Raw genomic sequence first — 25,801 nt, 5'->3', positions numbered from 1 at the left:
TACCACGGACATCATAGCGTTAGCTTATTCATAGGCTATGATTGAGGAACAAGACGCGGAGCAGGAGGAAACCATGCCCGGGCGCTTTGAACTAAAACCAACCCTGGAGAAGGTCTGGCACGCGCCGGACAACTTTCGCTTCATGGATCCGCTACCTCCGATGCATCGTCGGGGGATTATTATTGCCGCCATTATTTTGGTGGTCGGTTTTCTGCTTCCGTCTGAGGATGCGCCCGACTCCCCCGTCGTGACGCGTGAAGCGCAGCTGGATATTCAGTCGCAATCTCAGCCGCCGACGGAAGAACAACTGCGGGCGCAGCTAGTTACGCCGCAAAACGATCCGGATCAAGTTGCCCCGGTCGCTCCAGAACCAATACAGGAAGGTCAACCGGAAGAGCAGCCGCAAGCTACGCAAACGCAACCTTTCCAGCCAGATAGCGGAATTGATAATCAGTGGCGCTCTTACCGTGTCGAACCGGGCAAAACGATGGCACAGCTATTCCGCGACCACGGTCTGCCCGCCACCGATGTCTATGCGATGGCGCAGGTAGAAGGCGCGGGTAAACCGCTGAGTAATTTGCAAAATGGGCAGATAGTAAAAATCCGCCAGAACGCCAGCGGCGTGGTGACGGGCTTAACTATTGATACGGAGAATAATCAACAGGTTCTGTTTACCCGCCAGCCGGATGGCAGTTTTATTCGTGCGCGGTAGATGAAGGGTCAACCAGAAGCCAGCTAAGGAGCGTCTCTTTGATGACCTTACGTCTGGCTTCCAGTGCCTGCGGTGAAACCATACTGATGTGATAAACCAGACCAAGCGTATGCTGGTTGATTAAATAATATCCTCCAAGCGCGGCAATATTAATATTCACCTGCAACGGATCGATATCTGGCTTAAAAATATTACGTTTCTTCCCTTCAGCCAATAACGATTCCATTAACTGTAAATGCGCGTAGTTAATTTCCTGAAGACGCTGTGATTTTGCATAGTGCACACCTTTGCTTTGGTTTTCACTATGCACAATTTTTAAAAACCAGGGGTTAGCAATGTAATAATCCCAGGTAAAGTCGATGATTTTTTCAATTGCCTTTTGTGGAGGAAGACCTGAAACATCAAGGGATTTTTCTTTTTGTCGAATATCGTTCCAGGTATATTCCAGCACTTCGATAAATAAATTTTCTTTATTACCAAAATGGTGATAAACCGTCTGTTTACTACACCCCGCAGCCTTCACAATATTATCGACTCTGGCCCCTTCATAACCATATTCGGCAAATTCATTAACCGCGCATAATAATAGTTTTTCCTTCAGGCTTTGTACGTTGCTGGTATCAAGATACATAACGCTTCCCCACATCCTCTTCATGATGTCTATCATAACCTGATTTGATTTCAGCTCCAGAAAAAAGGGCAAAAACTTGTACTTTCATCAGGTTATCAAATGTCCTGTGATCATTATCGCAAATCAACCAACCAGATGGTTGATCTTTCTTGGCGCACGTCGCAAGCTAATCGTCACTCAAGGAAACAATATTCAAAAGAGAGCTATTGTATGAAATCCACTCGTCCTGTTGCCGTTATCACTGGAGCCGCACGTGGCATTGGTAAGGGGTGTGCGCTGGAGCTTGCCCGTGGCGGATTTAATCTGTTGATTAACGATCGCCCCGATGCCGACAGCGTAGAAAAATTACATGCCACGCAACAGGAATGTCAGGCAGAAGGCGTGGAAGTGCTTTGCTTCCCTGCCGATGTTGGCGATCTCTCCCTGCATGAAGAGATGCTCGACGCGGCGCAAAACCAGTGGGGGCGTCTGGACTGTCTGCTCAATAACGCAGGCATTTCCGTGAAAAAGCGCGGTGACCTTCTCGACCTCGAACCAGACAGTTTTGACCAAAACATTGCCATTAACACCCGCGCGCCGTTCTTCCTCGCACAAGCATTCAGTAAACGTCTGCTCGCACAGCCAAAACCAGAAACAGAATTCCCGCATCGCTCGATTATTTTTGTCAGCTCAATCAACGCCATCATGCTGGCGATGAATCGCGGCGAATACACCATTGCCAAAACCGCCGTTTCTGCCGCTGCTCGTCTGTTTGCTGCTCGCCTTTGCAATGAACAAATTGGCGTTTATGAAGTGCGCCCTGGTCTAATCAAAACCGATATGACCATTCCGGCAACCGCCTATTACGACGAATTGATTGCCAAAGGTCTGGTGCCGTGGGGACGTTGGGGTTATCCGGCTGATATCGCTTCCACCGTCCGCGCGATGGCGGAAGGCAAACTGATTTACACCTGTGGTCAGGCGGTCGCCATCGACGGCGGCTTAAGTATGCCGCGCTTCTGAGGCTGAATCATGAGAGATCTGTTACAACGCCCGGATTTATTCAGTATCAATACCGCGACACTGGGCTATAAAACGCCGCTACCTGCCATTATTGATGCTTGCGCCGCGCGCGGTATTGGCGCAATCGCCCCCTGGCGCAGAGAGTTGCAGGGCGAAGATCTCCAGCAGATCGCCCGCCAACTCGCCGCCAGTAACATGAGCGTTTCCGGTTTGTGCCGTAGCACTTACTACACTGCGCCGACGCTGGCGGAACGCAAACTGGCGATTGATGATAACCGCAGGGCGCTGGACGATGCAGCGGTGCTGAGCGCCGCCTGTTATATGCAGGTGGTTGGCGGATTACCGCAGGGCACAAAAGATCTGTATGAGGCGCGGGAACAGGTGAAACAAGGGATTCGCCAGTTACTGCCACATTCGAAAGAAGTTGGCGTGCCAATTGCGCTGGAGCCGCTGCACCCAATGACCGCAGCCGATCGTTCCTGTTTGTGCACGTTACGCCAGGCGCTGGACTGGTGTGATGAACTCGATCCCGATGGCGAGTTTGGCCTCGGCGTGGCGGTGGATGTTTATCACGTCTGGTGGGATCCGGATCTCGCCAGTCAGATCCTGCGTGCCGGAAAACGCATCCTCGCGTTTCATGTTTCCGACTGGTTAGTGCCGACCACCGATCTGGTCAATGACCGTGGAATGCCGGGAGATGGCGTCATCAATATTCCGTCAATTCGTCGGCTGGTTGAAAACGCCGGATTTAATGGCGCTATTGAACTGGAAATATTCTCGCCGTATTGGTGGCAGAAAGATATTAACAACACGCTGGATATTAGCGTCGATCGCATCGCGCATTATTGTTAAGGAATGAACATGAGTGACCAACCCGTTCTGTTCAGCAGAGCGGCGGCTTCCTGCCGCCTGACATTGAACCGTGAAGATAAATGTCATGCTATTAATGAAGAAATGATCGAATCTCTCGATCATTATTTAAATGAAATTGAAAACGACACCACATTACGATTAGTCGAATTAACGGCTACCGGCGATAAATTCTTTTGTGCGGGCGGCGATATTAAATCGTGGTCAGCCTATTCGCCATTAGATATGGGCAGAAAATGGATTAAACGCGGTAATGACGTTTTTAATCGTCTGCGCAATTTACCCCAATTAACCGTTGCGAACCTCAACGGTCATACCATCGGCGGTGGGATTGAACTTGCTTTGTGCTGCGATATTCGTATTGCTCGCCCCAGCGCGAAATTCTCTAACCCGGAAGTGATGCTCGGTATGGTGCCTGGCTGGATGGGCATTGAACGCGTGCTTAATCAGGTCGGTCCGGTGGTCGGTCGCCAGATGCTGATGCTGGGTAAACGTCTGACGGCACATGAAGCCCAGGCGGCGAATTTAATTGATGAAGTGGTAGAAAAAGAACAGGTAGAAAGCTGGATGGCGAATCAGTTAGCGCAGCTGGAAAAATGTGGTCCGGTGGCGCTGGCACATATTAAGCAGCTGATTCTGGCGCTGGAAAATAAACACGCCGATTACTCGCACCAGTTACTGGCAGGGTTAATGTCTGCTACTCAGGATTGCCAGCAGGCGACGCGCGCGTTTGCCGAAAAAAGTAGCGTGAGCTTCCACAATCAATAAGGAAATTGTATGCGTAAGATAACAACCGCCGAGGCACTGGCGGCGCAAATTCAGGACGGCGCAACCATTGCCATTAGCGGTAACGGCGGTGGCATGGTGGAAGCCGACCATATTCTGGCAGCCATTGAAGCTCGTTTCCTGCAAACCGGACACCCGCGCGATCTGACATTAATCCACTCGCTGGGTATTGGCGATCGCGACAGCAAAGGTACTAATCGCTTCGCTCATGCCGAAATGCTCAAACGCATAATTGCCGGACACTTTACCTGGTCGCCCAAAATGCAGGAACTGGTGAAAAACAATGCCATTGAAGCCTACTGCTTTCCTGGTGGCGTGATTCAGGCGTTGCTACGGGAGATCGGTGCCGGACGTCCGGGACTTTTTACCCACGTAGGGTTGGGATCGTTTGTTGATCCGCGCAATGGCGGCGGTAAGTCGAACGCTTGCACCACCGACGATCTGGTAGAACTGATTGAAATTGATGGTGAAACCAAACTCCGCTATCGCCCTTTCAGAGTGGACTATGCCATTTTGCGCGGCACTTATGCCGATCCGCGTGGCAACGTCAGCCTTGAAGAAGAAGCGATTGATATGGATAGCTATTCGATGGCGCTGGCAGCACACAACAGCGGCGGCAAAGTGTTCGTACAGGTGCGCGATGTACTGGAAGCAGGCGCCATTGAACCTCGCAAGGTCAAGCTGCCGGGGATTCTGGTCGATGGCATCGTTGAGTGCCGCGAACAACCGCAAACCTATCTTGGCGGTTACGACCTGACGATCAGCGGGCAACATCGTCGTCTGAGTTCTAACGACGCTATTGAACTGGTTAGTCATCCGGTGCGTCGCCTGATTGCCCGTCGGGCAGCACGCGAACTGGTGGCTGGCGCTTCAACCAACTTTGGCTTTGGCATTCCCGGCGGCATTCCTGGGGTTGCGCTGCGCGAAGGCGTTCCTTACCAAAGTTTATGGCTAAGCGTCGAGCAAGGCGTGCATAACGGTATGATGCTGGATGATGCGTTTTTCGGCTGCGCCCGTAACGCCGACGCCATTATTCCATCACTCGATCAATTTGAGTTCTACAGTGGCGGAGGGATCGATATCACCTTCCTCGGCATGGGAGAGATGGATCAGCACGGTAACGTCAACGTCTCGCATCTCAATGGCAATCTCATTGGCCCCGGCGGATTTCTCGAAATTGCGCAAAACGCCCGTAAAGTGGTGTTCTGCGGCACGTTCGACGCCAAAGGCAGCAAAATCGATGTAACGCCAGATGGATTGCATATCGCCCAGTCAGGTCAAATCCCTAAACTGGTTACCCAAGTGGAAAAAATTACCTTTAGCGCCGCGTACGCGCAGCAAAGCGGTCAGGAGGTGCTGTATATCACCGAACGCGCGGTATTCCAGTTAACGGCAGAAGGCGTTGAATTAATTGAGCTCGCGCCGGGCGTGGAGATTGAGCGCGACATTCTGCCGTTCATGGCCTTCCGCCCTATTATCAGGCAACCACGTCTGATGGAAAGCAGCCTGTTTACGCCAATGGAGGATGCATGAGTCAGCTTGATGACACCATCCTCGATGCGCTGACCCATGTCACTTTCCCGAAGGGGTTTGTGTCAGCAGAGCCAACGTCGATTATCACCGTTGAGGATGTTGATTACCCGATCTGGCAAGTTGATGCGCTGGTCGTTGGTAGCGGCGCTGCAGGATTACGTGCGGCAGTAGAACTAAAGCGTCGTCAGCAAAATGTACTGATCGCGACCGCCGGGTTATACATGGGAACGTCAGCGTGTTCCGGTTCTGATAAACAAACACTGTTTACCGCCGCTACTGCGGGCAATGGTGACAACTTCGCCAAACTGGCGGAAGCACTGGCGAGCGGTGGCGCAATGGATCACGACACCGCTTATGTCGAGGCGGTCGGTTCTCTGCATACCCTCGGCGGTCTGCAATATCTTGGTCTGGAATTACCAGAGGACCGCTATGGCGCAATTCTCCGTTATCAGACCGATCATGACGAAGCCGGGCGCGCAACTTCTTGTGGGCCGCGCACTTCTCGTCTGATGGTGAAAGTATTACTGGAGGAAGTGCAGCGTCTTGCCATTCCACTACTGACCAGTGCAACGGTGATTAAGCTCCTGCATCAGTGCGGAGAGAATGGCGAAGATCGCGTGGCGGGGGCTATTCTCGCAACCGGTTCCCGTGCCCATAACCCCTGGGGGCTGGCCATTGTGACTACGCCCAATGTGGTACTGGCAACGGGCGGACCAGGCGAACTTTATCGCGACAGTGTTTATCCACATAAATGCTTCGGCTCGCTGGGACTAGCACTGGAAGAAGGTTTGACGCTAACCAATCTGACAGAAAGCCAGTTTGGTATTGGCACGCCGCGCAGCACCTTTCCGTGGAATTTGTCTGGCACCTATGTACAGGTGATCCCATATATCTATTCCGTGGATGCCGGAGGCAATGAGTATAACTTCCTTGCGGATTACTATCGCACTACCCAGGAACTGGCTTCAAACATCTTCCGTAAGGGCTATCAGTGGCCGTTCCATGCCACGCGGGTGATGGATTTTGGCTCAAGCTTGCTGGATATGGCGGTGGCGCAGGAACAACAACGTGGTCGCCAGGTTTTTATGGATTTCAATCGCAATCCTGAAGCCGTGCCTGGTGATTTACCGTTCTCATTAGAGCGGCTGGATGCCGACGTTCATGCGTATCTGGAAAATAACGGCGCCCTCGCGCAATCACCCATCGAACGCCTGCAACGAATGAATCCGCTGTCTATCTCGCTGTACAAGATGCACGGTTACGATCTCACAGCGCAGCCTCTGCAGTTCGCCATGAACAATCAGCATATGAATGGCGGTATAGAAGTGGATATCTGGGGGCAAACCTCCCTGCCCGGTTGCTTCGCGGTGGGAGAAGTTGCCGGAACTCACGGCGTTACCCGGCCTGGCGGCGCGGCACTGAATGCCGGACAGGTTTTTGCCGTGCGCCTGGCGCGTTTTATTGGTTGCTCCCAAAAGCGGTCTGTTGATGGAGATATTGCAAAGCTGGCAGCCTCGCCATTGTCTACTGTCAGAGAGATCATCACTCAGGCGCTGGCAAACGAGAACGGAATGACGCTGACAACGGCGAAAGAAAAAATCCAGGCACGAATGTCTGATTATGCTGGATTTATTTGTCATGCCGATAAAGTTCGCCACGCCACCCGCGACGCCCTGCTGTTGAGTGAATTTGTGCAGCAACACGGTTTGACCATCAACCACGTAGGCGAAATTGCCGAGCTATTTATGTGGCGACATATGGCGCTGACCTCTGCCGCGGTATTAACACAATTAACGCATTATATTGACGCTGGTGGCGGTAGCCGCGGGGCGCGGATGGTTATGGACCCACAAGGTGAATGTCTAACACAAACTCGTCGCGGCGCAATAGAAGAATGGCGTTTTCGCTCTGAAGTCGCTGAAGACAAAAATCACAAATTAACGATTCAATATTCGCAAGGTTCTTTTATTACCGAAGTGAAATCTTTACGTGAACAACCGCGTATTAATGGTATTTACTTTGAAAAAAACTGGCCAGATTTTTTAAAGGGAGAAATTTACGCACAATAATTTTCAATATTTCCTCTGTACCTGATTTTTATTACCTATTACACGGAATTACCAACAACCAGGGTTTATTAATATAATTAAAAGGTTTAAACATGAATAAAATAAAGAATTACCGGTGGCATATGATTGCCCTCGTATGCTTTATCACTGTAATCAATTATCTGGACAGAACAGCGTTAGGTATTGCGGCTCCAACCATTATGGAGACAACCGGAATAACTAAAGAGCAATATTCATGGATTGTCAGTGCATTCCAGTTAGCCTATACGTTGGGGCAACCGATAATGGGCTTCTTTATTGATACCGTTGGTCTAAAAATAAGTTTTGCGATATGTGCCGCAATCTGGGGTCTGGCGACAATGGGGCATGCGCTGACCGGAACATGGTCTGGTCTGGCATTTATGCGCGCCCTGATGGGTTTCAGCGAAGCGTCGGCGATTCCGGCGGGTGTAAAAACCGCATCAACATGGTTTCCGGCAAAAGAGCGTGGCGTGGCGACAGGTGTTTTCAATATGGGCACCTCACTCGGCGCGATGCTTGCACCACCGCTGATTGCCTGGTGCATTATGTTTCATAGCTGGCAATTTGCGTTTATTGTCTCGGGTAGCCTTGCTTTACTCGCGGCTTTATTTTGGTTCTTTTGTTATAAAGATCCAAAAGATGCCAAACGCCTTTCTGATGAAGAACGCCAATATATTGAATCCGGACAAGAGCAGCATCTTAAAACAGATAAGAAAGAAAAAACGTCAATCAAGCATATCCTCAGCCAACGTAATTTCTGGGGGATTGGCATCGCACGTTTTCTCGCTGACCCGGCATGGGGAACCATTAACTTCTGGGTGCCGATTTTCTTCGTCGAAACGCTGCATTTTAGCCTGAAAGAAATTGCCATGTTCGTCTGGCTGCCTTTCCTGCTGGGCGACCTCGGCTGTTTAGCCAGCGGTTTTGTCGCGAAGTTCCTCCACGATCGCGGAGTGAGTTTAATTAACTCACGAAGAATTACCTTCACTATTGCAGCCGTCATTATGATGACGATTGGCCTGGTGAGTATTGTCGAAAATCCCTTTATTGCCGTATTACTGATTAGTATTGGCGCGTTCTCGCATCAATGTCTTTCTACTGTTGCAGCAACTCTGGGCGGTGATCTGTTCAAAAAAGACGAAGTAGCTACCGCAGTGGGTATGGCAGGAGCCTGTGCGTGGAGCGGTCAGTTGATTTTCAACCTGTTTATCGGGGCATTCGTTCACATTATCGGTTTCGCGCCGTTCTTTATTGCCCTGGCTTTCTTTGACATTATTGGCGCCATTGCGTTGTGGACGCTTATCAAAGTTAAAGATGAAGAACCACATGCACAGTTAGCGACAAGCTAATTAATAGATATCAGAGCGTTATACTACCAGTTGTAACGCTTTCGCTATAAAGCAAAACGCCGACCAATGGTCGGCGTTTTTACGTCTCGTTGAATAACGAATTATTCAGCTACTACGTTTACGATCACTTTCGCGAATACTTCGCTGTGAACCTGGAAGCTCACTTCGTGTTCGCCAGTGGTACGCAGAACGCCGTTCGGCAGACGAACTTCGCTCTTAGCCACTTCAACGCCAGCTGCAGTTACAGCGTCAGCGATGTCGCGAGTACCGATGGAACCGAACAGTTTACCTTCGTCGCCAGCTTTAGACGCGATGGTAACAGTTTCCAGTGCATTGATTTTCTCAGCGCGAGCGTTAGCTGCTGCCAGAACTTCAGCCAGTTTAGCTTCCAGTTCAGCGCGACGTGCTTCGAAGAATTCAATGTTTTTCTTGGTAGCTGGAACAGCTTTACCCTGCGGTACCAGGAAGTTACGAGCATAGCCCGCTTTAACGTTTACCTGATCACCCAGGCTACCCAGGTTTGCTACTTTATCAAGCAGAATAACTTGCATTACCTTATCCTCTCAAAGTCGTATTAATGGACCGTGACCGATTACTGATGGCGATCAGTGTACGGCAGCAGGGACAGGTAGCGAGCGCGTTTGATAGCGCGAGCCAGCTGACGCTGGTATTTTGCACGGGTCCCGGTGATACGGCTTGGGACAATCTTACCGCTTTCGGTGATGTAGTTTTTCAGCGTAGCGATATCTTTATAGTCGATCTCTTGAACGCCTTCCGCGGTGAAACGGCAGAACTTGCGACGACGGAAATAACGTGCCATATGGCTAGTCTCCAGAATCTATCAATTCAATCTGCTCGGCATGCAAAACCATTTTGCTCAGTCCGTTCTTTGCCTTGTGGCATGAAATGAACCCCTGAACGGTTATGCAACTGCCGACCGTTATACTGTGAGTAATGGCCTGGTTTTCGTGTCCGCTAACAATAACGGGCATTTGGCACCACGCCTGCCGGTGAAAACCGGCTTCCTCCTGCACAGAACGATGCTCAAGCACGAACTGGCAGTGAGGAATTCCTGATGGACTGACCTTTCGAAGGGGAGTCCTGCACACGGTGCCGGACAACACCAGACGGTTGGTCATCAGAAATTACTCTTCAGAATCCCCAGCTTCAGCATCATCAGCGGTTTCGTTTGCGAAATCATCGCGACGCTCACGGCGCTCGTCTTTCGCTTTAACCATCGGAGATGCTTCGGTAACGGCGTGCTTAGTACGCATTACCATGCTACGGATAACGGCGTCGTTGAAGCGGAAGGTAGTTTCCAGCTCATCGATCACTTCCTGCGGCGCTTCAACGTTCATCAGAACGTAATGAGCTTTGTGCAGTTTGTTGATCGGGTAAGCCAGCTGACGGCGGCCCCAGTCTTCCAGACGGTGGATCTTGCCTTCTGCACCAGTGATGGCAGCAGTGTAGCGCTCGATCATGCCCGGAACCTGTTCGCTCTGGTCAGGATGGACCATAAAAACGATTTCGTAATGACGCATCGAATTGCTCCTTACGGATTATTCAGCCTCCTGTCTGGGTCAACCGCAGCCCATGGAGGCAAGGAACGTGTTAAAGGGCGGCTGAAAAATGACGCGTTATAGTACTGGTATACCCCGCTAAACTCAAGGCCAGCAGACAAATAAATCTCATCTTCGCCAAATCCTACTAACTCGCTGATTTGAAGTTCATCACATTCCGTCACAGTGTTTTTTCGAACAACTGCATCAGAAATGGTCACCATCAACTTCTTTATCATTGATTAAAATTAAATCAGAAGATCATCACAGAGGAGCGCATACAAAGACAGCCGTCGAGGAGGTATCTATGTTCAGTCGTGTTTTAGCCCTTCTGGCTGTGCTTTTGCTAAGTGCAAATACATGGGCAGCCATTGAAATTAATAACCACCAGGCCAGAAATATGGACGACGTACAGAGCTTAGGCGTGATTTATATCAACCATAACTTCGCCACTGAAAGTGAAGCTCGCCAGGCACTGAATGAAGAGACAGATGCGCAAGGCGCAACGTACTACCACGTGATTCTGATGCGGGAACCGGGGAGTAACGGCAATATGCACGCCAGCGCGGATATTTATCGCTAGCACCAGGTATAACCAACGAAACATTGCCATAGTTTGCTTTGCCCCCTTCTCCGGGGGCATTTTTTTGAAAAACGGCTGCGGAATCAGACCAGTTATCTCCCGAAGAAGGAAATTTCCGCAGCGCGTGTTTTACTTCTGCCCGTAATAGGCGTTGGGACCGTGCTTACGCATGAAGTGTTTATTCATCAGGAAGCTGTCGATGTGATTGAGTTGTGGATTAATACTGCGCGCAATCCACGCCATTTTCGCCACTTCTTCCATCACCACCGCGTTATGCACCGCGTCGTGGGCATCTTTCCCCCAGGCGAACGGTCCGTGCTGATACACCACAATCCCCGGTGTATACAGCGGCTCGGCGTCACCCAGCGTTTCGATAATCACTTTGCCGGTGTTCAGTTCGTACTCGCCCTGAACCTCTTCTTCGCTTAATCCGCGCGTACACGGGATATCACCAAAGAAGTAGTCGGCATGCGTGGTGCCTAACGCAGGGATCGCCAGCCCCGCCTGCGCCCATGCGGTGGCATGAGTGGAGTGGGTATGGACAATGCCGCCAAGCGACGGATAACGACGGTAGAGTTCGAGATGCGTCGCAGTGTCGGAAGACGGACGATATTCCCCTTCCACCACCTTACCGCTCATATCGACCACCACCATATCGTCTGCTTTCATGGTTTCGTAGGCGACGCCGCTGGGCTTGATCACCACCAACCCGCGTTCGCGGTCAATGGCGCTGACGTTGCCCCAGGTAAAGGTCACCAGCCCGTAACGCGGCAGATCCATGTTGGCCTCAAACACCTGCTGTTTCAGCTTTTGCATTATGCCGCCTCCACCATGCCTGCTTTGGCCATGCGCGCTTTCACCCAATCGCGCGCTTTCGCCACTTCTGCCGCCGGGTCTTCCGCCGTTTCGCTCCACATCTCAATCAGGTACGGCCCGCAATAGCCACTCTGTTTGAGCGTTTCGAAGCAACGTTCGAAATCCACTACTCCCTCACCAAACGGCACGTTTTTGAAGACGCCTGGTTTGGTGTCTTTCACATGCACCGCGACGATATGCCCGATTCCGGCCTGCAATTCCATCTGCACATCGTTGTCCCACGCCGACAGGTTGCCGATATCCGGGTAGAGCTGGAACCACGGATTGTTGAGATAGTGCGCGTAGCCCAGCGCCTTACTGATGGAGTTCATCAATGGGTAATCCATGATCTCCATTGCCAGCGTCACCTGCGCGCGGCTTGCCATCTCAACGCTCTCTTTCAGGCCGTCACGGAAACGACGACGCGTTTCGTTATTGGCTTCCTGATAGTAAACGTCATAGCCCGCCAGCTGGATCACGCGAATGCCAACGTCCTGGGCGAACTGGATAGCTTTGCGCATAATCTCCAGCCCCTGCGCCCGCACCGCGTCATCTTCGCTGCCCAACGGGAAACGACGATGGGCCGAAAGGCACATGGACGGCACGCGTACGCCGGTTTCAACAATCGCGTTCACCAGCGCCAGACGCTGCTCGCGGCTCCAGTCGAGGCGCGACAGGCGATCGTCCGTTTCATCTACCGACATCTCGACAAAATCGAAGCCTAACGTTTTTGCCAGTTGCAGTCGTTCCAGCCAGCACTCCCCGGCGGGGAGCGCTTTTTCATAGATGCCAAGCGGGATTTGTTTGGACAACATATCCGCTCCTTAGCCCCACAGCTGGGCGATGGAACGTTTGAACTGACGCGCAGCTTCAACCGGAGAAGCGGCATCACGGATGCTGCGACCCGCGATAAACACATGAATCGGAATACCTTTGAACAGCGGCAAGTCTTCCAGCGCCAGGCCACCGGTGACGGTTACTTTGAAGCCCATATCGGAAAGACGTTTGATCGCGGTAATGTCCGCTTCGCCCCATGCCACGCCTGCGGCCTGCGCGTCACGGCTGCGGTGATAAACCACCTGCCCAATGCCTGCGTCACGCCACTGCTGCGCCTGTTCCCAGGTCCAGTAACCGGTCAGTTCGATCTGCACGTCGCCGTTAAACTCTTTTGCTACGTCCAGCGCACCTTTGGCGGTGTTGATATCCGCACAGCAAATTACGGTCACCCAGTCAGCGTTGGCTTCGAAGCACATACGAGAAAGAATTTTGCCCGCATCGGCAATTTTGGCGTCTGCCAGCACGATTTTGTGCGGGTAGAGTGCTTTCAGGTCACGAACCGCACGCACGCCTTCACCCACGCACAGAATGGTGCCCACTTCGATAATGTCGACTTCTTCGGCAATCAGGCGAGTGGTTTCGTAGGCGCTATCCATAGTCTGGTTGTCCAGCGCGACTTGCAACATCGGTAATGACATGTTCAATTCCTTCTTAAGCTGCCGCGTTGGTGCGGTCAATGAGATCCAGTACTTCCTGCTCGGTACGGCAGGCGCGTAAACGGTCGAAATTCTCTTCATCTTCAAACAGGTTGACGATCTGCATGATGCCCACTTCCTGGTGAGTGTTGGCATCGACCGCCGCCATGGTGATGAGGATATCCACCGGATCGTTATCTTCGTGGTTGAACTCCAGCGGCTTTTTCAGCGTCACCAGCGCAAAACCGGTTTTCTTAACGCCCTCTTCCGGGCGACCGTGCGGCATTGCCAGGCCTGGCGCGAGTACAAAGTACGGGCCGTGCTGTTCAACCGCATCCAGAATCGCCTGGTAGTAACGCGGCTCGACAACGTCCGCCGCCACCAGCAGATCAACGCCGATTTTTACCGCGTCCTGCCAGGTTTCAGCTTCAGCCTGCAGACGGATAGATTTATTTTCCGCCAGCGAATCACGTAATTTCATAGCGCGTCCTTACTTCACGTCCTGCGGGAAATGTTCTTTAATCACTTCCAGCAGTTTCGGGCCAAAGTCAGCCGGAGAGAGCATGTTGCGCACGCCAACCACGTATTTGTTGCCGGTCACGGTGATTTCGCCCGCGATATGGGTAGAAGCGATGATGATATCCGCGCCGCTCAACTCGCTTTTGTATTCGCCAACCGCGCAGCTGTTTACCGTGTGGTCAATGTTTGATTGGGTTAAAAACTGGTCCACTTTCATCTTCATGATCATGGAACTGCCTTGTCCGTTGCCACACACAGCCAGAATACGTACGGTCATAATCAAAACTCCTTATTAAGCAGACTGTTCTGCCAGTTGTTTTTCTGCATCTTCTTCTGCGCGCAGCGCGCGGCCAGCGAAGAACATATAAGCCAGTGCAATTACAATGATGACAGCCATAAAGGCGATACCGATGGAGAAGAAGCCCTGCATCATCGGCGGTGCCAGAATCGACCAGTCCGCCATACCCATCCAGGCACTCATGCCGGTGAGTTTCACCGCCCAAACACAGCCAAAGATTTCGATCATCCCCATCACCAGACAAATCTTCAGCGCCGCACGCCAGCCGCCGAAGTGGTTAGCGAACACGCCGATAGTGGCGTTGGAGAAGAACATTGGGATAAAGCCCGGAATAATCAGGATCGAGGAACCGCAGGCGACCAGGATACCAACCGCAATCAGCTGACCGATAGTGCCCCACATAAAGCCCCAGACCACGGCGTTCGGCGCGAAGCTATAGATAGCCGCACAGTCAATCGCCAGAACCGCACCTGGGATCAGACGCTGGGAGATACCGTTAAATGCTTCAGAGAGTTCCGCCACAAACATGCGCACGCCCTGAGTGATGATGAAGATCGCCACAGCAAAGGAGAAACCGGTTTGCAGGATGTAGACCGTCCAGTGCACTTTGCCTGCCATCGCCTGCACGGTGTCGATACCGAAGGAGAGCAGAATGGCGCCAAAGAAGATGGTCATGACAATCGCCGTGGAGACGATGTTGTCGTGGAAAATGTTCAGCCAGCCAGGCAGTTTGAGGTCTTCAACGCTCTCCTCTTTTTTGCCCAGGAACGGCGCGACTTTATAAGCAATCCATGATGCAAACTGCTGCTGGTGACCGATGGAGAAACCGCAGCCATCCGTCACTTCCTGAGTCGGCTTGTACATCATGTTGGAGGTAATGCCCCAGTAGAGCGAAACCAGAATCGCCGTGCAGATAATGGTGGTCCACATGGAGTAGCCAAAGATGAACAGCGTGACGGCAATCAGCCCCGCCTGCTGAAACATAATGTGGCCGGTCAGCATGATGGTGCGAATACCGGTAATACGACGCAGCAGCACGTAACAAATGTTCAGCGCCAGTGCCAGCAGCACCGCGTACCCTACCCAGCTATAGGCATCGCCCATGCGCTCGATAGTGGCCATCATCGAAGCGTAAGTATCTGAAATCGCACCGTTGATACCGTAGACTTCCGACATTTTCGCCACCACCGGTTTGAAGGTGCTGGTCAGGATGCCGGACCCTGCCTGCAACAACATGAAACCAATTATGGTTTTAATCGTACCTTTAATAATAACGCTGACACTTTTGCGCAGTAGGATGTAACCCAGGCAGGTCACAATACCCAGCAACAACGGGGCATTGGTCATGACCTGGTTAAAAAACACGGTAAAGATGTTGTAGAGGATCTCCATAACGATCTCCTGAAGAAGAGGTAACCGGGTATTCCGCACACCCGGAATGTTGTGCATTCACTCTAATTTTCAAAAGTAATCACAACAAGATTATTTATGATTAAATGTGACGCGGCACGCAAATAATTCCACATTGATAGAGTGGGATTCATGCAAAGAAACAATTATTCATTTAAATTCATTCAGTTAAATGAATTACACATTCCATTAAATCTTTCCATACTCAAAATCCACAACAACTTCCCTGGCAAAAAGTCAAAAAACGGTCATTGCCTTCCTGAAAAAATAATGTCAGGATTAATCAAAACCAATCACATATTGATTCAAATTGAACATCATGAAGGTAAATGGCGATGAGTAAAGTGAAAAGTATCACCCGTGAATCCTGGATCCTGAGCACTTTCCCGGAGTGGGGTAGCTGGCTGAATGAAGAAATTGAACAAGAGCAGGTAGCTCCTGGTACATTCGCGATGTGGTGGCTCGGTTGTACTGGGATCTGGCTGAAATCGGAAGGTGGTACCAACGTTTGCGTTGATTTCTGGTGCGGTACTGGCAAACAAAGTCACGGTAACCCGCTGATGAAACAGGGTCACCAGATGCAGCGCATGGCGGGCGTGAAAAAACTGCAGCCAAACCTGCGTACCACCCCGTTTGTTCTTGATCCGTTTGCGATTCGCCAGATCGACGCGGTACTGGCAACTCACGATCACAACGATCATATCGACGTCAACGTCGCTGCTGCCGTGATGCAGAACTGTGCTGATGACGTACCGTTTATCGGACCGAAAACCTGCGTGGATTTATGGATTGGCTGGGGAGTACCGAAAGAGCGCTGCATCGTGGTCAAACCAGGCGATGTGGTAAAAGTGAAAGACATTGAAATTCATGCCCTTGACGCGTTCGACCGTACTGCACTGATCACCCTACCAGCGGATCAAAAAGCGGCTGGAGTGCTGCCAGACGGCATGGACGATCGCGCAGTAAACTATCTGTTCAAAACACCGGGCGGTTCTCTGTATCACAGCGGCGTTCCCACTACTCTAACTACTATGCAAAACATGGCAACGAGCATCAGATCGACGTGGCGTTAGGATCGTACGGTGAGAACCCACGCGGTATTACCGACAAAATGACCAGCGCCGATATGCTGCGTATGGGCGAAGCGTTGAATGCGAAAGTAGTTATCCCGTTCCACCATGATATCTGGTCAAACTTCCAGGCCGATCCGCAGGAAATCCGCGTACTGTGGGAGATGAAAAAAGATCGTCTGAAGTATGGCTTTAAGCCGTTTATCTGGCAGGTCGGTGGCAAGTTTACCTGGCCGTTGGATAAAGATAACTTCGAGTATCACTATCCACGTGGTTTTGACGATTGCTTCACCATTGAACCGGATCTGCCGTTCAAATCGTTCCTGTAATCTGTCGTTTATACCGGGTAGCGTGGATCTGTTCGCGCTATCCGGCGTAGTATTTCCTGGCTATTTCAAATATCATCTAAAAAAATCAAATTTTATCGGAATAGCTCATGACTGAAGCACAAAGACATCAAATCCTCCTGGAAATGCTCGCACAATTGGGCTTTGTGACCGTGGAGAAAGTCGTTGAGCGTCTGGGAATTTCGCCTGCCACTGCGCGACGCGATATCAATAAACTCGACGAAAGCGGCAAACTGAAGAAAGTGCGCAACGGCGCCGAAGCGATTACCCAGCAGCGCCCGCGATGGACGCCGATGAATCTGCATCAGGCGCAGAATCACGATGAAAAAGTACGTATCGCTAAAGCGGCCTCGCAGTTGGTTAATCCGGGCGAAAGTGTAGTCATCAACTGCGGCTCTACCGCGTTTCTGCTCGGCCGGGAAATGTGTGGCAAACCGGTGCAAATCATCACTAATTATCTCCCGCTGGCAAACTATCTGATCGATCAGGAACATGACAGCGTGATCATCATGGGCGGGCAGTACAACAAAAGTCAGTCCATCACCTTAAGCCCACAGGGCAGCGAAAACAGTCTCTATGCCGGGCACTGGATGTTTACCAGCGGCAAAGGGCTGACCGCAGAAGGGTTATATAAAACCGATATGCTGACAGCAATGGCAGAACAGAAGATGTTGAGCGTGGTAGGGAAACTGGTGGTATTGGTCGATAGCAGTAAGATTGGCGAACGCGCGGGAATGCTTTTTAGCCGCGCCGATCAAATCGATATGCTGATCACCGGCAAAAATGCTAACCCAGAGATCCTGCAACAGCTGGAAGCGCAAGGGGTCAGCATTCTGCGGGTTTAAAGATGCTGGTGGAAAAACGTCACTGCAGCATCTAACGCCTCGGGTGTAATACGGTGGCGCACGCCAGGCTGCCATGAACAGGTTAACTGTTTATCTCGTCCCGTTTCTCTTAATGCCTGCTGCAAACGTAGTGATTCCTCGGCAGGCACAACATCATCGTCAAGGCCATGCCACAACAGCAGTGGCCTGCTTCCCAGTTCGTCCAGGTGGTTTGTCGCTTCCCACTCTGCAAGTGGAGCAATAATGTTATTAAATTCGTTTTGCTGTGCTGGCGTTTCAGACTTCAACGGTGGAAACAGTGAACAGGCAAGCGATGTGAAATAGCCAGACCCCATCATGCTGGCGGTACATTTCACCGTGGGGTGGCGAGCAGTAATCCCCAGCGCGGTCATTGCGCCCATTGACGCGCCACCAACCGCCAGGCGTTCATCAAGCAACCAGTTTTCTTCGGCTATGGCCGCACGTAAAGTAGTGAATTCCTGCATACTTTGTAGCAAGATTTGCCAGAATTGATTTAAACGCCGCGCTGCGTCGCCACTAAAACGGCTACCGTGATTGGGCGCATCCGGCATGATCACCCGGAAACCAGCCTGCGCCAGCGCGACGGCAAAATAGCTATAAACCAGGCTGGATGAAGTAAATCCGTGATAAAAAATCACACACGGTAACGGGATTTCTTTTTGCCCTACGGGATAAGCGTGAAGAACGGGAATATCAGCCAGCACGCGTGATTCTAATTCAATCATCTTTTTCTCCTTTGAGTCTGGTATGACATGAAGAAATCCTTAGCACAAGTTTCTGCTGACCGTATTAGTTCATAATGTTGAGATGTGGATTACGCTTTCACAACGTTTTCATTCGAAAATCGCGTACCAGGTAACAATTCGGGAACATTCCCCTCAAGTTAAATAAATAAGGCACTACACTATGGTTAGCAGGAAACGTAATAGCGTTATTTATCGGTTTGCCAGTTTATTATTGGTGTTGATGCTAAGCGCCTGTAGCGCACTGCAAGGTACGCCACAGCCAGCACCGCCAGTAACGGACCATCCGCAAGAGATTCGCCGCGACCAGACACAAGGGTTACAGCGAATAGGTAGCGTAAGCACGATGGTACGGGGCTCTCCGGATGACGCATTAGCAGAAATCAGAGCGAAAGCTGTCGCTGCAAAAGCTGATTATTACGTTGTCGTAATGGTGGATGAAACCATCGTGACAGGACAGTGGTATTCACAAGCCATTTTATACTCTAAATAATTCGAGTTGCAGGACAAAACGGCAGGGGCGTTTTGAACAACGCTTGCGTTGGCCCTGAAAGGGCGAGGCCTCAGGCCGAGTAACGCGACAAGCGAGTGAATCCCCAGGAGCTTACATAAGTAAGTGACAGGGGTGAGTGAACGCAGACGCAGCACATGCAACTTGAAGTATGACGAGTATATACCGTAAATAAATCAGACAACTTATACAGCCAGCTTTACATTGCTTTGCGTCCCTATGCGTTTACCTGTGCACAATAAATTACCGGCGGGAAGCTCGGGCGTTTATTACCGCGATGGAATGCCCTGCAACATGTGGGGAAACGAAAAATGGAGCTGACGATGAAACAATTACTTGCCTCACCCTCGCTGCAATTAGTGACTTGCCCTGCGAGCGCCACGGCACAGTCTGCAGAATTCGCCAGTGCTGACTGCGTGACGGGCCTGAATGAAATAGGTCAGATCTCGGTTAGCAATATTTCAGGGGATCCGCAGGACGTGGAACGTATCGTGGCGTTAAAGGCCGATGAACAAGGTGCGTCATGGTACCGCATTATTACCATGTACGAAGACCAACAGCCTGATAACTGGCGTGTACAGGCGATACTGTATGCGTGAGTGTCATCTACAGCAAATGAACAATGCCGGATACGGCGCGAGCGCCTTGTCCGGCCTACAATTTTCACATATTTCATTTAGTTAATCGAAACCAGCGTCGCATCCGTCGTATACGCTTACAAACACACTCCCCCCGTCGCCCGCAGCAATAAATCATTCTGGATCTGCTCTGACAACCGCACGCCACCGCGCGTATTTAACATCACCTGACACCACGCCTGCGCCATTGGCGGAGAAGCATATTTCAACATTTGCGCGCCGCAGCCCAGCAGGAATAGCTGATGAGTAATCTCTCGCCCCAGTTCTTCAGCTGGCTTACGCAGCTGCTGCTGTAAACGACGAACCGCGCGATCGAAATAACGATCTTGCCCTTTCACTTCCATAAACGCTTCCGACAGCAAGTCGTATACGCCCGCTTGCTTATTAAGAACGCGCAGCACATCCAGACACATAATATTGCCAGAGCCTTCCCAGATGCTGTTCACTGGCATCTCCCGATAAAGTCGCGGTAGTTCGCTCTCTTCGCAATAGCCAATACCGCCCAGTACCTCCATCGCTTCAGCCACAAACGGAATGCCACGTTTGCAGGTAACAAATTTCGCCGCAGGCGTAAATAAGCGCGCCCACAGGGCTTCTTTGGCATCGGCACGCCGATCCCACGCTCGTGCAAGACGAAACAACAACGCTGTTTGCCCTTCAAGCTGAAGCGCCATGCGACTTAAGACATGACGCATAAGGGGCTGTTCGATTAACGGATTACCAAATACATGGCGTTGATGAGCGTGATATATCGCCAGCGAGAACGCACGGCGCATCATGGCATGGCTACCCAGAGCACAATCAAAACGCGTCATCCCGCCCATTTTCAGGATCAGGCGAATCCCTTCCCCTTCCTGACCCAACAACCAGCCAATGGCATCCTGAAACTCCACTTCGCAACTGGCATTGGAACGATTACCTAACTTATCTTTCAGGCGCTCCAGGCGAATCGCGTTGCGTTGCCCGTCAGGCAAAAATCGCGGCACAAAAAAGCAGGACAAACCGCCCGAGGTCTGTGCCAGCACCAGATGCGCGTCGCTTTGTGGCACCGAGAAAAACCATTTATGCCCCACCAGCCGATAAGACCCATCGTCCAGACGTTCGGCGCGAGTGGTATTGCTCATAACATCAGAGCCGCCCTGCTTTTCCGTCATTCCCATGCCAATCAACAAGCCGCGTTTTTGCCCGCCGGGCAATAGGTGGGAATCGTAGCGATCGCTCAATAGCGGCGTGGTCCAGTCCTTAAACGGCGCTGGCAACATCTGTAACAGCAATGGCGTAGCGGCAAAGGTCATGGTTATCGGACATAACGACCCGGCCTCAACCTGCGCGTGTAACATAAAACGCGCCGCCCGCGCCACAAATGCGCCAGAGCGAGCGTCTTCTTCCCAGGCCAGATTGTGCACCCGATTGGTACATAACGCCTGCATCAGCAGGTGCCAGGCAGGGTGAAAACGCACATCGTCCAGACGGCGTCCCTGTGCGTCGTAGCGCAACAATTCAGGCGGATTCACATTTGCCAGCCGCCCCAGTTCAAGGGATTCTGCCGTTCCGAGTTGCTGACCAATACTGGCGAGAAAATCGCTATCCCAGCCAGCGCCTTCGCGCGTTACCGCTTCGCAGAGCGCGCCATCAGACAGGTATAAATTGCTGTTATTTAAGGGTATAGGTTGATTAAAAACAGTGTGAGTTTGCCAGTGCACTGTGTCTCCCTCCATCAATGGCAGTCACCATTAGTATGGTCACTGCCACGGATTCCTGACAGAAAGAGATTGCTAAAACATTCTTAACCCGCAATGTAGTGCGGAACAAAACGCGAAGTGTCTTTAGTGATCAGCGTGTTATCTTCGCGGATACCCATACCGCACGCTTCATCATCGACAATCCAGCTACCAATCAGCGTGTAACTATCGCCAAATCGCGGCAGCGGTTGAAACGCCTGGTAGATCATCGGTTCATCGGCGTAATCACCATCAGCGTGGTCAACGACATTATTCTGACCGTTGAAAATGGTGACGTTGCCGCCTTCACGTGAGTAGATCGGTTTACGCACATAGCTTTCGCCAGCGGCGATCTGCGGTTTTTCGCCCTCAAACCAGGACGCCAGAAGATTAGGATGACCAGGAAAGAAGCGCCAAAGCAGCGGCATTAGCCCTTTATTACTCAATATGCTTTTCCATAACGGCTCCACCCATTGCTCACGGCGCTTGCGCAGCAGCGGACCGTTATCGTCACGCATCATCCACTCCAGCGGATACAGCTTAAATGCACGCTGGATGACGTTATCATCAAGATCGGTCAGCACGCCACCGACGCCCAAACCAAGATCTTCAATGTAGATAAACCGCGACTCCTGTCCTGCCTGCTGGGCGCAGTCCTGCAAGTAGAGCACGGTAGTCCGGTCTTCGTCGGTATCCTGACAGCAGCAAAAATAAAACGGCTCCCTGCTATAAAGCTCGCTAAAGCGCGAAATCAGGCGTTCCTGAATGGCATTGTACTGATCGGCATCACGCGGAATAACACCGCTGCGCCGGGCATCTTCCAGCCATAGCCACTGGAAATATGCCGACTCATACAACGAAGTCGGCGTATCGGCGTTGTACTCCAGCAGCTTCACCGGCGCATTACCACACCAGGCAAAATCCATCCGACCATACAGTGAAGGATCGCGCGCGCGCCAGCTTTCAGCGATCGCATCCCAGTACAACGGCGGGATCGCCAGTTGCGTCAGGATCTGTTCATCTTTAACCGCGCGATCCACCACATCGAGGCACATCTGGTGCAGTTCCGCAGTGGGCTTTTCGATCTGCTCTTCAATCTGGCGCAGGGTAAAGCGGTAAGCCCGACTCTCATCCCAATAGATTTCATTGTCGATGATATGAAAGTCGAAACCGTTGTCGGCGGCGATCTGGTCAAGATCCCGCCGAACAGGAACGTTATGTCTCAGCATGATTACCCTCCCCAATGCCCACGGGCGCTGGAAGAACGACCATAGCCGCCGCGAGAAACGGTAGATGCTTTTTTGGTGGTAAAGCCGCCCGAAGAGTAAGACTCTTTTTTGCCAGAACCGGAGCGCCAGGAGTAATCACCGGAAGTGCTGCGCCAGACGGGGCGGGAAGCAAAAGAGGAACCGCCGCTGTTATAGACAAACTGCTCATCGCGATCTTTACGAATAACCCGGCTTAACAAAAATCCTGAAATGACGGGAATCCAACTCTGTTCAACATTGTCGTAGTAGCAATTTTCGTACTTAGACTGACAATTCTGCTGAGTCATATTCTTCGGAACATCGGCATAAAATGCCGCTTTGGCATTGTTCCAGCCATGAGCACAGATGTCTGAATTATTACCGTCATCAATACAATCCTGCACAGTCGAGTAAAACGTTCCGTCGCCGTCGTTATCGACATCACCACTATCGCCACAACCTTTCAATACGAAAAAAGCGGCACCGCCCATTAGCGCCAACGTTAAGTATTTTTGTGCGTAGCGATTGCGACGCGGTTCAAAAGGATTATTCGGTCTACCAATGCGACTGATCGCTCCGTGACCAATTTTACTGCTATTTCTTGATTTGCGTTTTCTGGCCATGATCGTCCATTACTATGTCATACAAGCTGCGTTAAAAATACCGCCAGCCAGTGCGGCGGTTCCCATAAACATTCCTGCTGCGGTATTGTGATTAATAATTTTTTCGCTTAATGCGGGCATATAAAGTCTGACACCAGCAAAAATGAGTAACTGAATCACCAATGCAATCCCACCCCAGGCGAAATAGTCTGGAATACTCACCGCATTGATTGCCGCACTGGATAACGGGATCACGTAACCCAACAATGTACCGCTGAACGCCAGTGACGCCGCGGTATTATTGTTTTTGATTAACTGCCATTCGTTGTGCGGTGTAATTTTAGAATAGATAAACAGAAAAATAATCACCATAGCCACGCCAATAAAAAAATAGGCGCTAAAGGCAAGAAGTGAATCCAGTATATGCATTGTAAACGTCCTTGTAATTAACCAATAATATGAAGTGATGTCAGCGGGATATCGACACCCAGCGCGCGCGAAAATAACCACTCCGGCTCGCCGAGATCGTTAAAAGATTCCTCACCATTTAACAGCAAATATTCGTAAGTATCTTCGGTCACTTGCCGTTGGTAGCCCATGGTAAAATTATGCACTTCCCATTTGGCATGGTTTTGATTTTCTACTTTTTCCAGCATGTAAACGGGTTCAATATTTCCCGGTTCTTCGCTGTTAAAAAATCGCTGCCAGCGTTTTTCCTGCCAGTTTAAGGTCATTGCCCCCATCGCTTTGGCGTTGATCGCCTCGCGCCAGTGACTCTCTTTACTGATACCGTAGCTCTCTTCATAGACAAAGAGCTTGATATCATCAATGTCATCAATATATTCGCCGCCGGTGGTATTGATTTGCAGAAATTCATCGCCCGAAGTGTAGTAGCGGAAAATCTGGCTACCGCCGCCCAGATCGATGCGGCTGACGGCGGCAACGGTATATTCTTCTCCCGGTAACTCGATCAGCAATGCCTCTTCCAGCAAACGAAACGCTAACGTATCGAGCGTAAAGCCACTATTGAGATGGAGTCCCAGCGGACCGCGAGTAATAGCAGGCTTATCAGCCTGACCAAACAGGCGCTGGAAAAAACCAGACATATTTTATCCTTAAAATAGTTGCCAGCCTTTTAGTGAGGCTGGCAAAAAATTACTCGCCCTGTTGGCGTTGCAGTCTCGCCAGTACATCCTGGGCGCTACTTTTATTGGTGCCGCCAATTCCGGCTTCCGCCAGCTTTTCGTCAAGGTCGCGACCGTCTGCGACTTTCTCCAGCTGTGCGGCAGCATCCAGTCGAGCCTGACGTTCAGCCTGACGCGTTTGCAGGCGTTTTAATGACTCTGCCGCTGTCGAAACGCTGGAAGATGCGCCGACTGTAGATGTCGTCACAGCCTGCTGCGCACGTTGCATAGCTTCAGTGGCCTTAACGACTTCCATTTGTTGTTCAAATTGGGCAATACGTTGTGCCGTCGCCGCAACGGCTTTTTCCACGCCATCGCGGGAAACTTCCAGATTCGACAACACCTGTTCTTCAGCGGTAATAAGATTCTCAAGGCGGGCGATTTCTTCAGCGACTTCGTTAATCAACGACGGATTAACGTTCTTGCTTAATGCTTCCAGTGCACGAGCTTCCAGACTGGTTATACGCTCGCGTAAATCTTTCAGCTTATCGTGACTTAATTTCACCCGCGCCAGCAGATCGACGCGCGATTTTCCCGCTTTATCCAGTTCAGCTTTAGCGTCGCGAATATGTTGTTCCAGCATGCGCACGCCCTGGGTTTCTTCAATGGATTCTTCTGCCTGAGAGATAAAAGATTTACCCAGCGTAAATAAACTTTTTAAAATTCCCATAAATACTTTCCTTGTAATTAGTGTGAATATTCTTCAGTAATTTCAGCCAGATCCAATGCGTTATCCACCAGCGTGGTTATCTCCAGCAGGATGTCTTCAAGGGAAGATTTAAGCGATAACGCCCCGAAAACGATGTAATACTCTTCCTGTTGTACACTGGAGATCCCTACCGATGATAGCGGCATAATTTTCTGATTTCTTAAAAGGAATGTATTAAATTCATTTGGATTATTGATATAGCTTACCGGACAAATAAATGTTTCGATAATCATCTGGCGAGAAGTAAAAAGAACATTGATTTGCAAATCGCCATAATCATTCATTTTAATAATCAATGCATTTTCACTATTTGTTACATCAATATTTTGTTCAGGTACAGCTTGTAACGCTGTCGCCAGCGCCAACGGATTCCATATCATATATTATTCCATATATATTAAATTTAATTATTAATAATGTGAATATTTATAGAGCGTAATTATCTTACCAGCTATAGATAAAAAAAAACCATCCAAATCTGGATGGTTTTTCTT

The 25,801-nt window shown here is 50.7% G+C and carries 30 protein-coding genes and 1 pseudogene; 12 read left to right on the top strand and 19 right to left on the bottom strand.

The features are described 5' to 3' along the window. Window positions 1–73 precede the first annotated feature (73 nt). Window positions 74–712 carry a cell division protein YtfB gene (gene ytfB, locus FEM44_RS13725; RefSeq protein WP_135523663.1) on the top strand — a complete coding sequence of 213 codons (639 nt, stop codon included), beginning with the start codon at window positions 74–76 and terminating at the stop codon, window positions 710–712. Here ytfB and FEM44_RS13720 read toward each other — a convergent pair. Further along, the gene (locus FEM44_RS13720) at window positions 696–1,343 is read right to left on the bottom strand and encodes a TetR/AcrR family transcriptional regulator (protein ID WP_135523662.1); all 648 of its coding nucleotides are present in this window, start codon (window positions 1,341–1,343) and stop codon (window positions 696–698) included. The two genes, ytfB and FEM44_RS13720, sit on opposite strands and share 17 nt — an antisense overlap. Window positions 1,344–1,553: 210 nt before the next feature. Here FEM44_RS13720 and FEM44_RS13715 point away from each other — a divergent pair, with 210 nt between their 5' ends. The 6 genes from FEM44_RS13715 (at window position 1,554) to FEM44_RS13690 (ending at window position 8,973) form a co-directional block, all read left to right on the top strand. After that, a complete protein-coding gene (locus FEM44_RS13715; protein ID WP_135523661.1) occupies window positions 1,554–2,345 on the top strand; it encodes a 3-ketoacyl-ACP reductase in 792 nt (263 codons plus the stop codon). A gap of 9 nt (window positions 2,346–2,354) precedes the next feature. After that, the gene (locus tag FEM44_RS13710; RefSeq protein ID WP_135523660.1) at window positions 2,355–3,197 is read left to right on the top strand and encodes a sugar phosphate isomerase/epimerase family protein; all 843 of its coding nucleotides are present in this window, start codon (window positions 2,355–2,357) and stop codon (window positions 3,195–3,197) included. A 9-nt stretch (window positions 3,198–3,206) separates the two neighbouring features. Further along, window positions 3,207–3,983: an enoyl-CoA hydratase/isomerase family protein gene (locus FEM44_RS13705; protein WP_032226418.1), complete on the top strand. Its 777-nt coding sequence runs from the start codon at window positions 3,207–3,209 to the stop codon at window positions 3,981–3,983. A 9-nt stretch (window positions 3,984–3,992) separates the two neighbouring features. Further along, window positions 3,993–5,534 carry an acyl CoA:acetate/3-ketoacid CoA transferase gene (locus FEM44_RS13700; protein WP_135523659.1) on the top strand — a complete coding sequence of 514 codons (1,542 nt, stop codon included), beginning with the start codon at window positions 3,993–3,995 and terminating at the stop codon, window positions 5,532–5,534. Continuing rightward, window positions 5,531–7,603 (top strand): FAD-dependent oxidoreductase, encoded by a 2,073-nt coding sequence (locus FEM44_RS13695; RefSeq protein WP_135523658.1) that lies wholly within the window; start codon window positions 5,531–5,533, stop codon window positions 7,601–7,603. The genes FEM44_RS13700 and FEM44_RS13695 overlap by 4 nt, the downstream gene beginning before the upstream one ends. Window positions 7,604–7,695: 92 nt before the next feature. After that, window positions 7,696–8,973, top strand: a complete 1,278-nt coding sequence (locus FEM44_RS13690) for an MFS transporter (protein WP_135523657.1) — start codon at window positions 7,696–7,698, stop codon at window positions 8,971–8,973. Between the two features lie 101 nt (window positions 8,974–9,074). Here the strand turns inward: FEM44_RS13690 and rplI are convergent, their stop codons facing one another. From rplI to rpsF, 4 genes are read right to left on the bottom strand one after another with little or no spacing between them, the layout of a single operon-like run. Continuing rightward, window positions 9,075–9,524: a 50S ribosomal protein L9 gene (gene rplI, locus FEM44_RS13685; RefSeq protein ID WP_001196062.1), complete on the bottom strand. Its 450-nt coding sequence runs from the start codon at window positions 9,522–9,524 to the stop codon at window positions 9,075–9,077. Between the two features lie 41 nt (window positions 9,525–9,565). Further along, window positions 9,566–9,793, bottom strand: coding sequence for a 30S ribosomal protein S18 (rpsR, locus tag FEM44_RS13680; RefSeq protein ID WP_000135199.1), 228 nt, complete (start codon window positions 9,791–9,793; stop codon window positions 9,566–9,568). 4 nt (window positions 9,794–9,797) lie between these two features. Further along, complete coding sequence (gene priB, locus FEM44_RS13675) at window positions 9,798–10,112, bottom strand: primosomal replication protein N (RefSeq protein WP_135523656.1); 315 nt, start codon at window positions 10,110–10,112, stop codon at window positions 9,798–9,800. 6 nt (window positions 10,113–10,118) lie between these two features. Next, the gene (rpsF, locus tag FEM44_RS13670) at window positions 10,119–10,514 is read right to left on the bottom strand and encodes a 30S ribosomal protein S6 (RefSeq protein WP_001216676.1); all 396 of its coding nucleotides are present in this window, start codon (window positions 10,512–10,514) and stop codon (window positions 10,119–10,121) included. Between the two features lie 325 nt (window positions 10,515–10,839). On the opposite strand from rpsF, the gene yjfY reads away from it, so the two are divergent. After that, window positions 10,840–11,115, top strand: a complete 276-nt coding sequence (gene yjfY / locus FEM44_RS13660; RefSeq protein WP_000492914.1) for a DUF1471 family protein YjfY — start codon at window positions 10,840–10,842, stop codon at window positions 11,113–11,115. Between the two features lie 129 nt (window positions 11,116–11,244). Here the strand turns inward: yjfY and ulaF are convergent, their stop codons facing one another. The 6 genes from ulaF to ulaA are packed head-to-tail and all read right to left on the bottom strand — an operon-like array spanning window position 11,245 to window position 15,651. Next, a complete protein-coding gene (gene ulaF, locus FEM44_RS13655; RefSeq protein WP_135523654.1) occupies window positions 11,245–11,931 on the bottom strand; it encodes an L-ribulose-5-phosphate 4-epimerase UlaF in 687 nt (228 codons plus the stop codon). Further along, complete coding sequence (gene ulaE, locus FEM44_RS13650) at window positions 11,931–12,785, bottom strand: L-ribulose-5-phosphate 3-epimerase UlaE (RefSeq protein ID WP_000949498.1); 855 nt, start codon at window positions 12,783–12,785, stop codon at window positions 11,931–11,933. The genes ulaF and ulaE overlap by 1 nt, the downstream gene beginning before the upstream one ends. Before the next feature lie 9 nt (window positions 12,786–12,794). Continuing rightward, window positions 12,795–13,445 carry a 3-keto-L-gulonate-6-phosphate decarboxylase UlaD gene (gene ulaD / locus FEM44_RS13645; protein ID WP_108476137.1) on the bottom strand — a complete coding sequence of 217 codons (651 nt, stop codon included), beginning with the start codon at window positions 13,443–13,445 and terminating at the stop codon, window positions 12,795–12,797. A gap of 13 nt (window positions 13,446–13,458) precedes the next feature. Further along, the gene (ulaC, locus tag FEM44_RS13640) at window positions 13,459–13,923 is read right to left on the bottom strand and encodes a PTS ascorbate transporter subunit IIA (protein WP_000776505.1); all 465 of its coding nucleotides are present in this window, start codon (window positions 13,921–13,923) and stop codon (window positions 13,459–13,461) included. A 9-nt stretch (window positions 13,924–13,932) separates the two neighbouring features. Beyond that, window positions 13,933–14,238, bottom strand: a complete 306-nt coding sequence (ulaB, locus tag FEM44_RS13635) for a PTS ascorbate transporter subunit IIB (protein WP_000218362.1) — start codon at window positions 14,236–14,238, stop codon at window positions 13,933–13,935. A gap of 15 nt (window positions 14,239–14,253) precedes the next feature. Then, entirely contained in the window at window positions 14,254–15,651 is a 1,398-nt protein-coding gene (gene ulaA / locus FEM44_RS13630) for a PTS ascorbate transporter subunit IIC (protein WP_001355100.1), read from the bottom strand. Window positions 15,652–16,004: 353 nt separating this feature from the next. On the opposite strand from ulaA, the pseudogene ulaG reads away from it, so the two are divergent. Next, window positions 16,005–17,068: pseudogene (ulaG, locus tag FEM44_RS13625) on the top strand (L-ascorbate 6-phosphate lactonase). A 107-nt stretch (window positions 17,069–17,175) separates the two neighbouring features. Then, window positions 17,176–17,931, top strand: a complete 756-nt coding sequence (ulaR, locus tag FEM44_RS13620) for an HTH-type transcriptional regulator UlaR (RefSeq protein ID WP_000133631.1) — start codon at window positions 17,176–17,178, stop codon at window positions 17,929–17,931. Here the strand turns inward: ulaR and yjfP are convergent. Further along, window positions 17,928–18,677, bottom strand: coding sequence for an esterase (yjfP, locus tag FEM44_RS13615; RefSeq protein WP_135523653.1), 750 nt, complete (start codon window positions 18,675–18,677; stop codon window positions 17,928–17,930). The two genes, ulaR and yjfP, sit on opposite strands and share 4 nt — an antisense overlap. Before the next feature lie 181 nt (window positions 18,678–18,858). On the opposite strand from yjfP, the gene bsmA reads away from it, so the two are divergent. Next, complete coding sequence (bsmA, locus tag FEM44_RS13610; protein ID WP_064525807.1) at window positions 18,859–19,188, top strand: biofilm peroxide resistance protein BsmA; 330 nt, start codon at window positions 18,859–18,861, stop codon at window positions 19,186–19,188. Between the two features lie 341 nt (window positions 19,189–19,529). Then, window positions 19,530–19,805, top strand: coding sequence for a DUF1471 family protease activator YjfN (gene yjfN / locus FEM44_RS13605; RefSeq protein WP_001517630.1), 276 nt, complete (start codon window positions 19,530–19,532; stop codon window positions 19,803–19,805). Window positions 19,806–19,921: 116 nt separating this feature from the next. On the opposite strand, the gene FEM44_RS13600 is transcribed toward yjfN, so the two are convergent. The 7 genes from FEM44_RS13600 to FEM44_RS13570 all read right to left on the bottom strand — a co-directional run bounded on the left by FEM44_RS13600 (window position 19,922) and on the right by FEM44_RS13570 (window position 25,687). Further along, window positions 19,922–21,547 (bottom strand): isovaleryl-CoA dehydrogenase, encoded by a 1,626-nt coding sequence (locus tag FEM44_RS13600; RefSeq protein WP_135523652.1) that lies wholly within the window; start codon window positions 21,545–21,547, stop codon window positions 19,922–19,924. A gap of 83 nt (window positions 21,548–21,630) precedes the next feature. Further along, window positions 21,631–22,794 carry a glutathionylspermidine synthase family protein gene (locus tag FEM44_RS13595; protein WP_135523651.1) on the bottom strand — a complete coding sequence of 388 codons (1,164 nt, stop codon included), beginning with the start codon at window positions 22,792–22,794 and terminating at the stop codon, window positions 21,631–21,633. A 2-nt stretch (window positions 22,795–22,796) separates the two neighbouring features. Next, complete coding sequence (locus tag FEM44_RS13590; RefSeq protein WP_135523650.1) at window positions 22,797–23,435, bottom strand: DUF1190 domain-containing protein; 639 nt, start codon at window positions 23,433–23,435, stop codon at window positions 22,797–22,799. A gap of 12 nt (window positions 23,436–23,447) precedes the next feature. Continuing rightward, complete coding sequence (locus FEM44_RS13585) at window positions 23,448–23,843, bottom strand: DUF350 domain-containing protein (protein ID WP_135523649.1); 396 nt, start codon at window positions 23,841–23,843, stop codon at window positions 23,448–23,450. 17 nt (window positions 23,844–23,860) lie between these two features. Continuing rightward, a complete protein-coding gene (locus FEM44_RS13580) occupies window positions 23,861–24,520 on the bottom strand; it encodes a YjfK family protein (protein WP_135523648.1) in 660 nt (219 codons plus the stop codon). Between the two features lie 49 nt (window positions 24,521–24,569). After that, window positions 24,570–25,268 carry a PspA/IM30 family protein gene (locus FEM44_RS13575; RefSeq protein ID WP_135523647.1) on the bottom strand — a complete coding sequence of 233 codons (699 nt, stop codon included), beginning with the start codon at window positions 25,266–25,268 and terminating at the stop codon, window positions 24,570–24,572. A gap of 17 nt (window positions 25,269–25,285) precedes the next feature. Beyond that, complete coding sequence (locus FEM44_RS13570; protein WP_135523646.1) at window positions 25,286–25,687, bottom strand: YjfI family protein; 402 nt, start codon at window positions 25,685–25,687, stop codon at window positions 25,286–25,288. Window positions 25,688–25,801: the final 114 nt, after the last annotated feature.

It is taken from the genome of Escherichia sp. E4742, from assembly GCF_005843885.1.
Taxonomy (GTDB): Bacteria; Pseudomonadota; Gammaproteobacteria; order Enterobacterales; family Enterobacteriaceae; genus Escherichia.
This window is presented reverse-complemented; position numbering and strand designations above follow the sequence as displayed.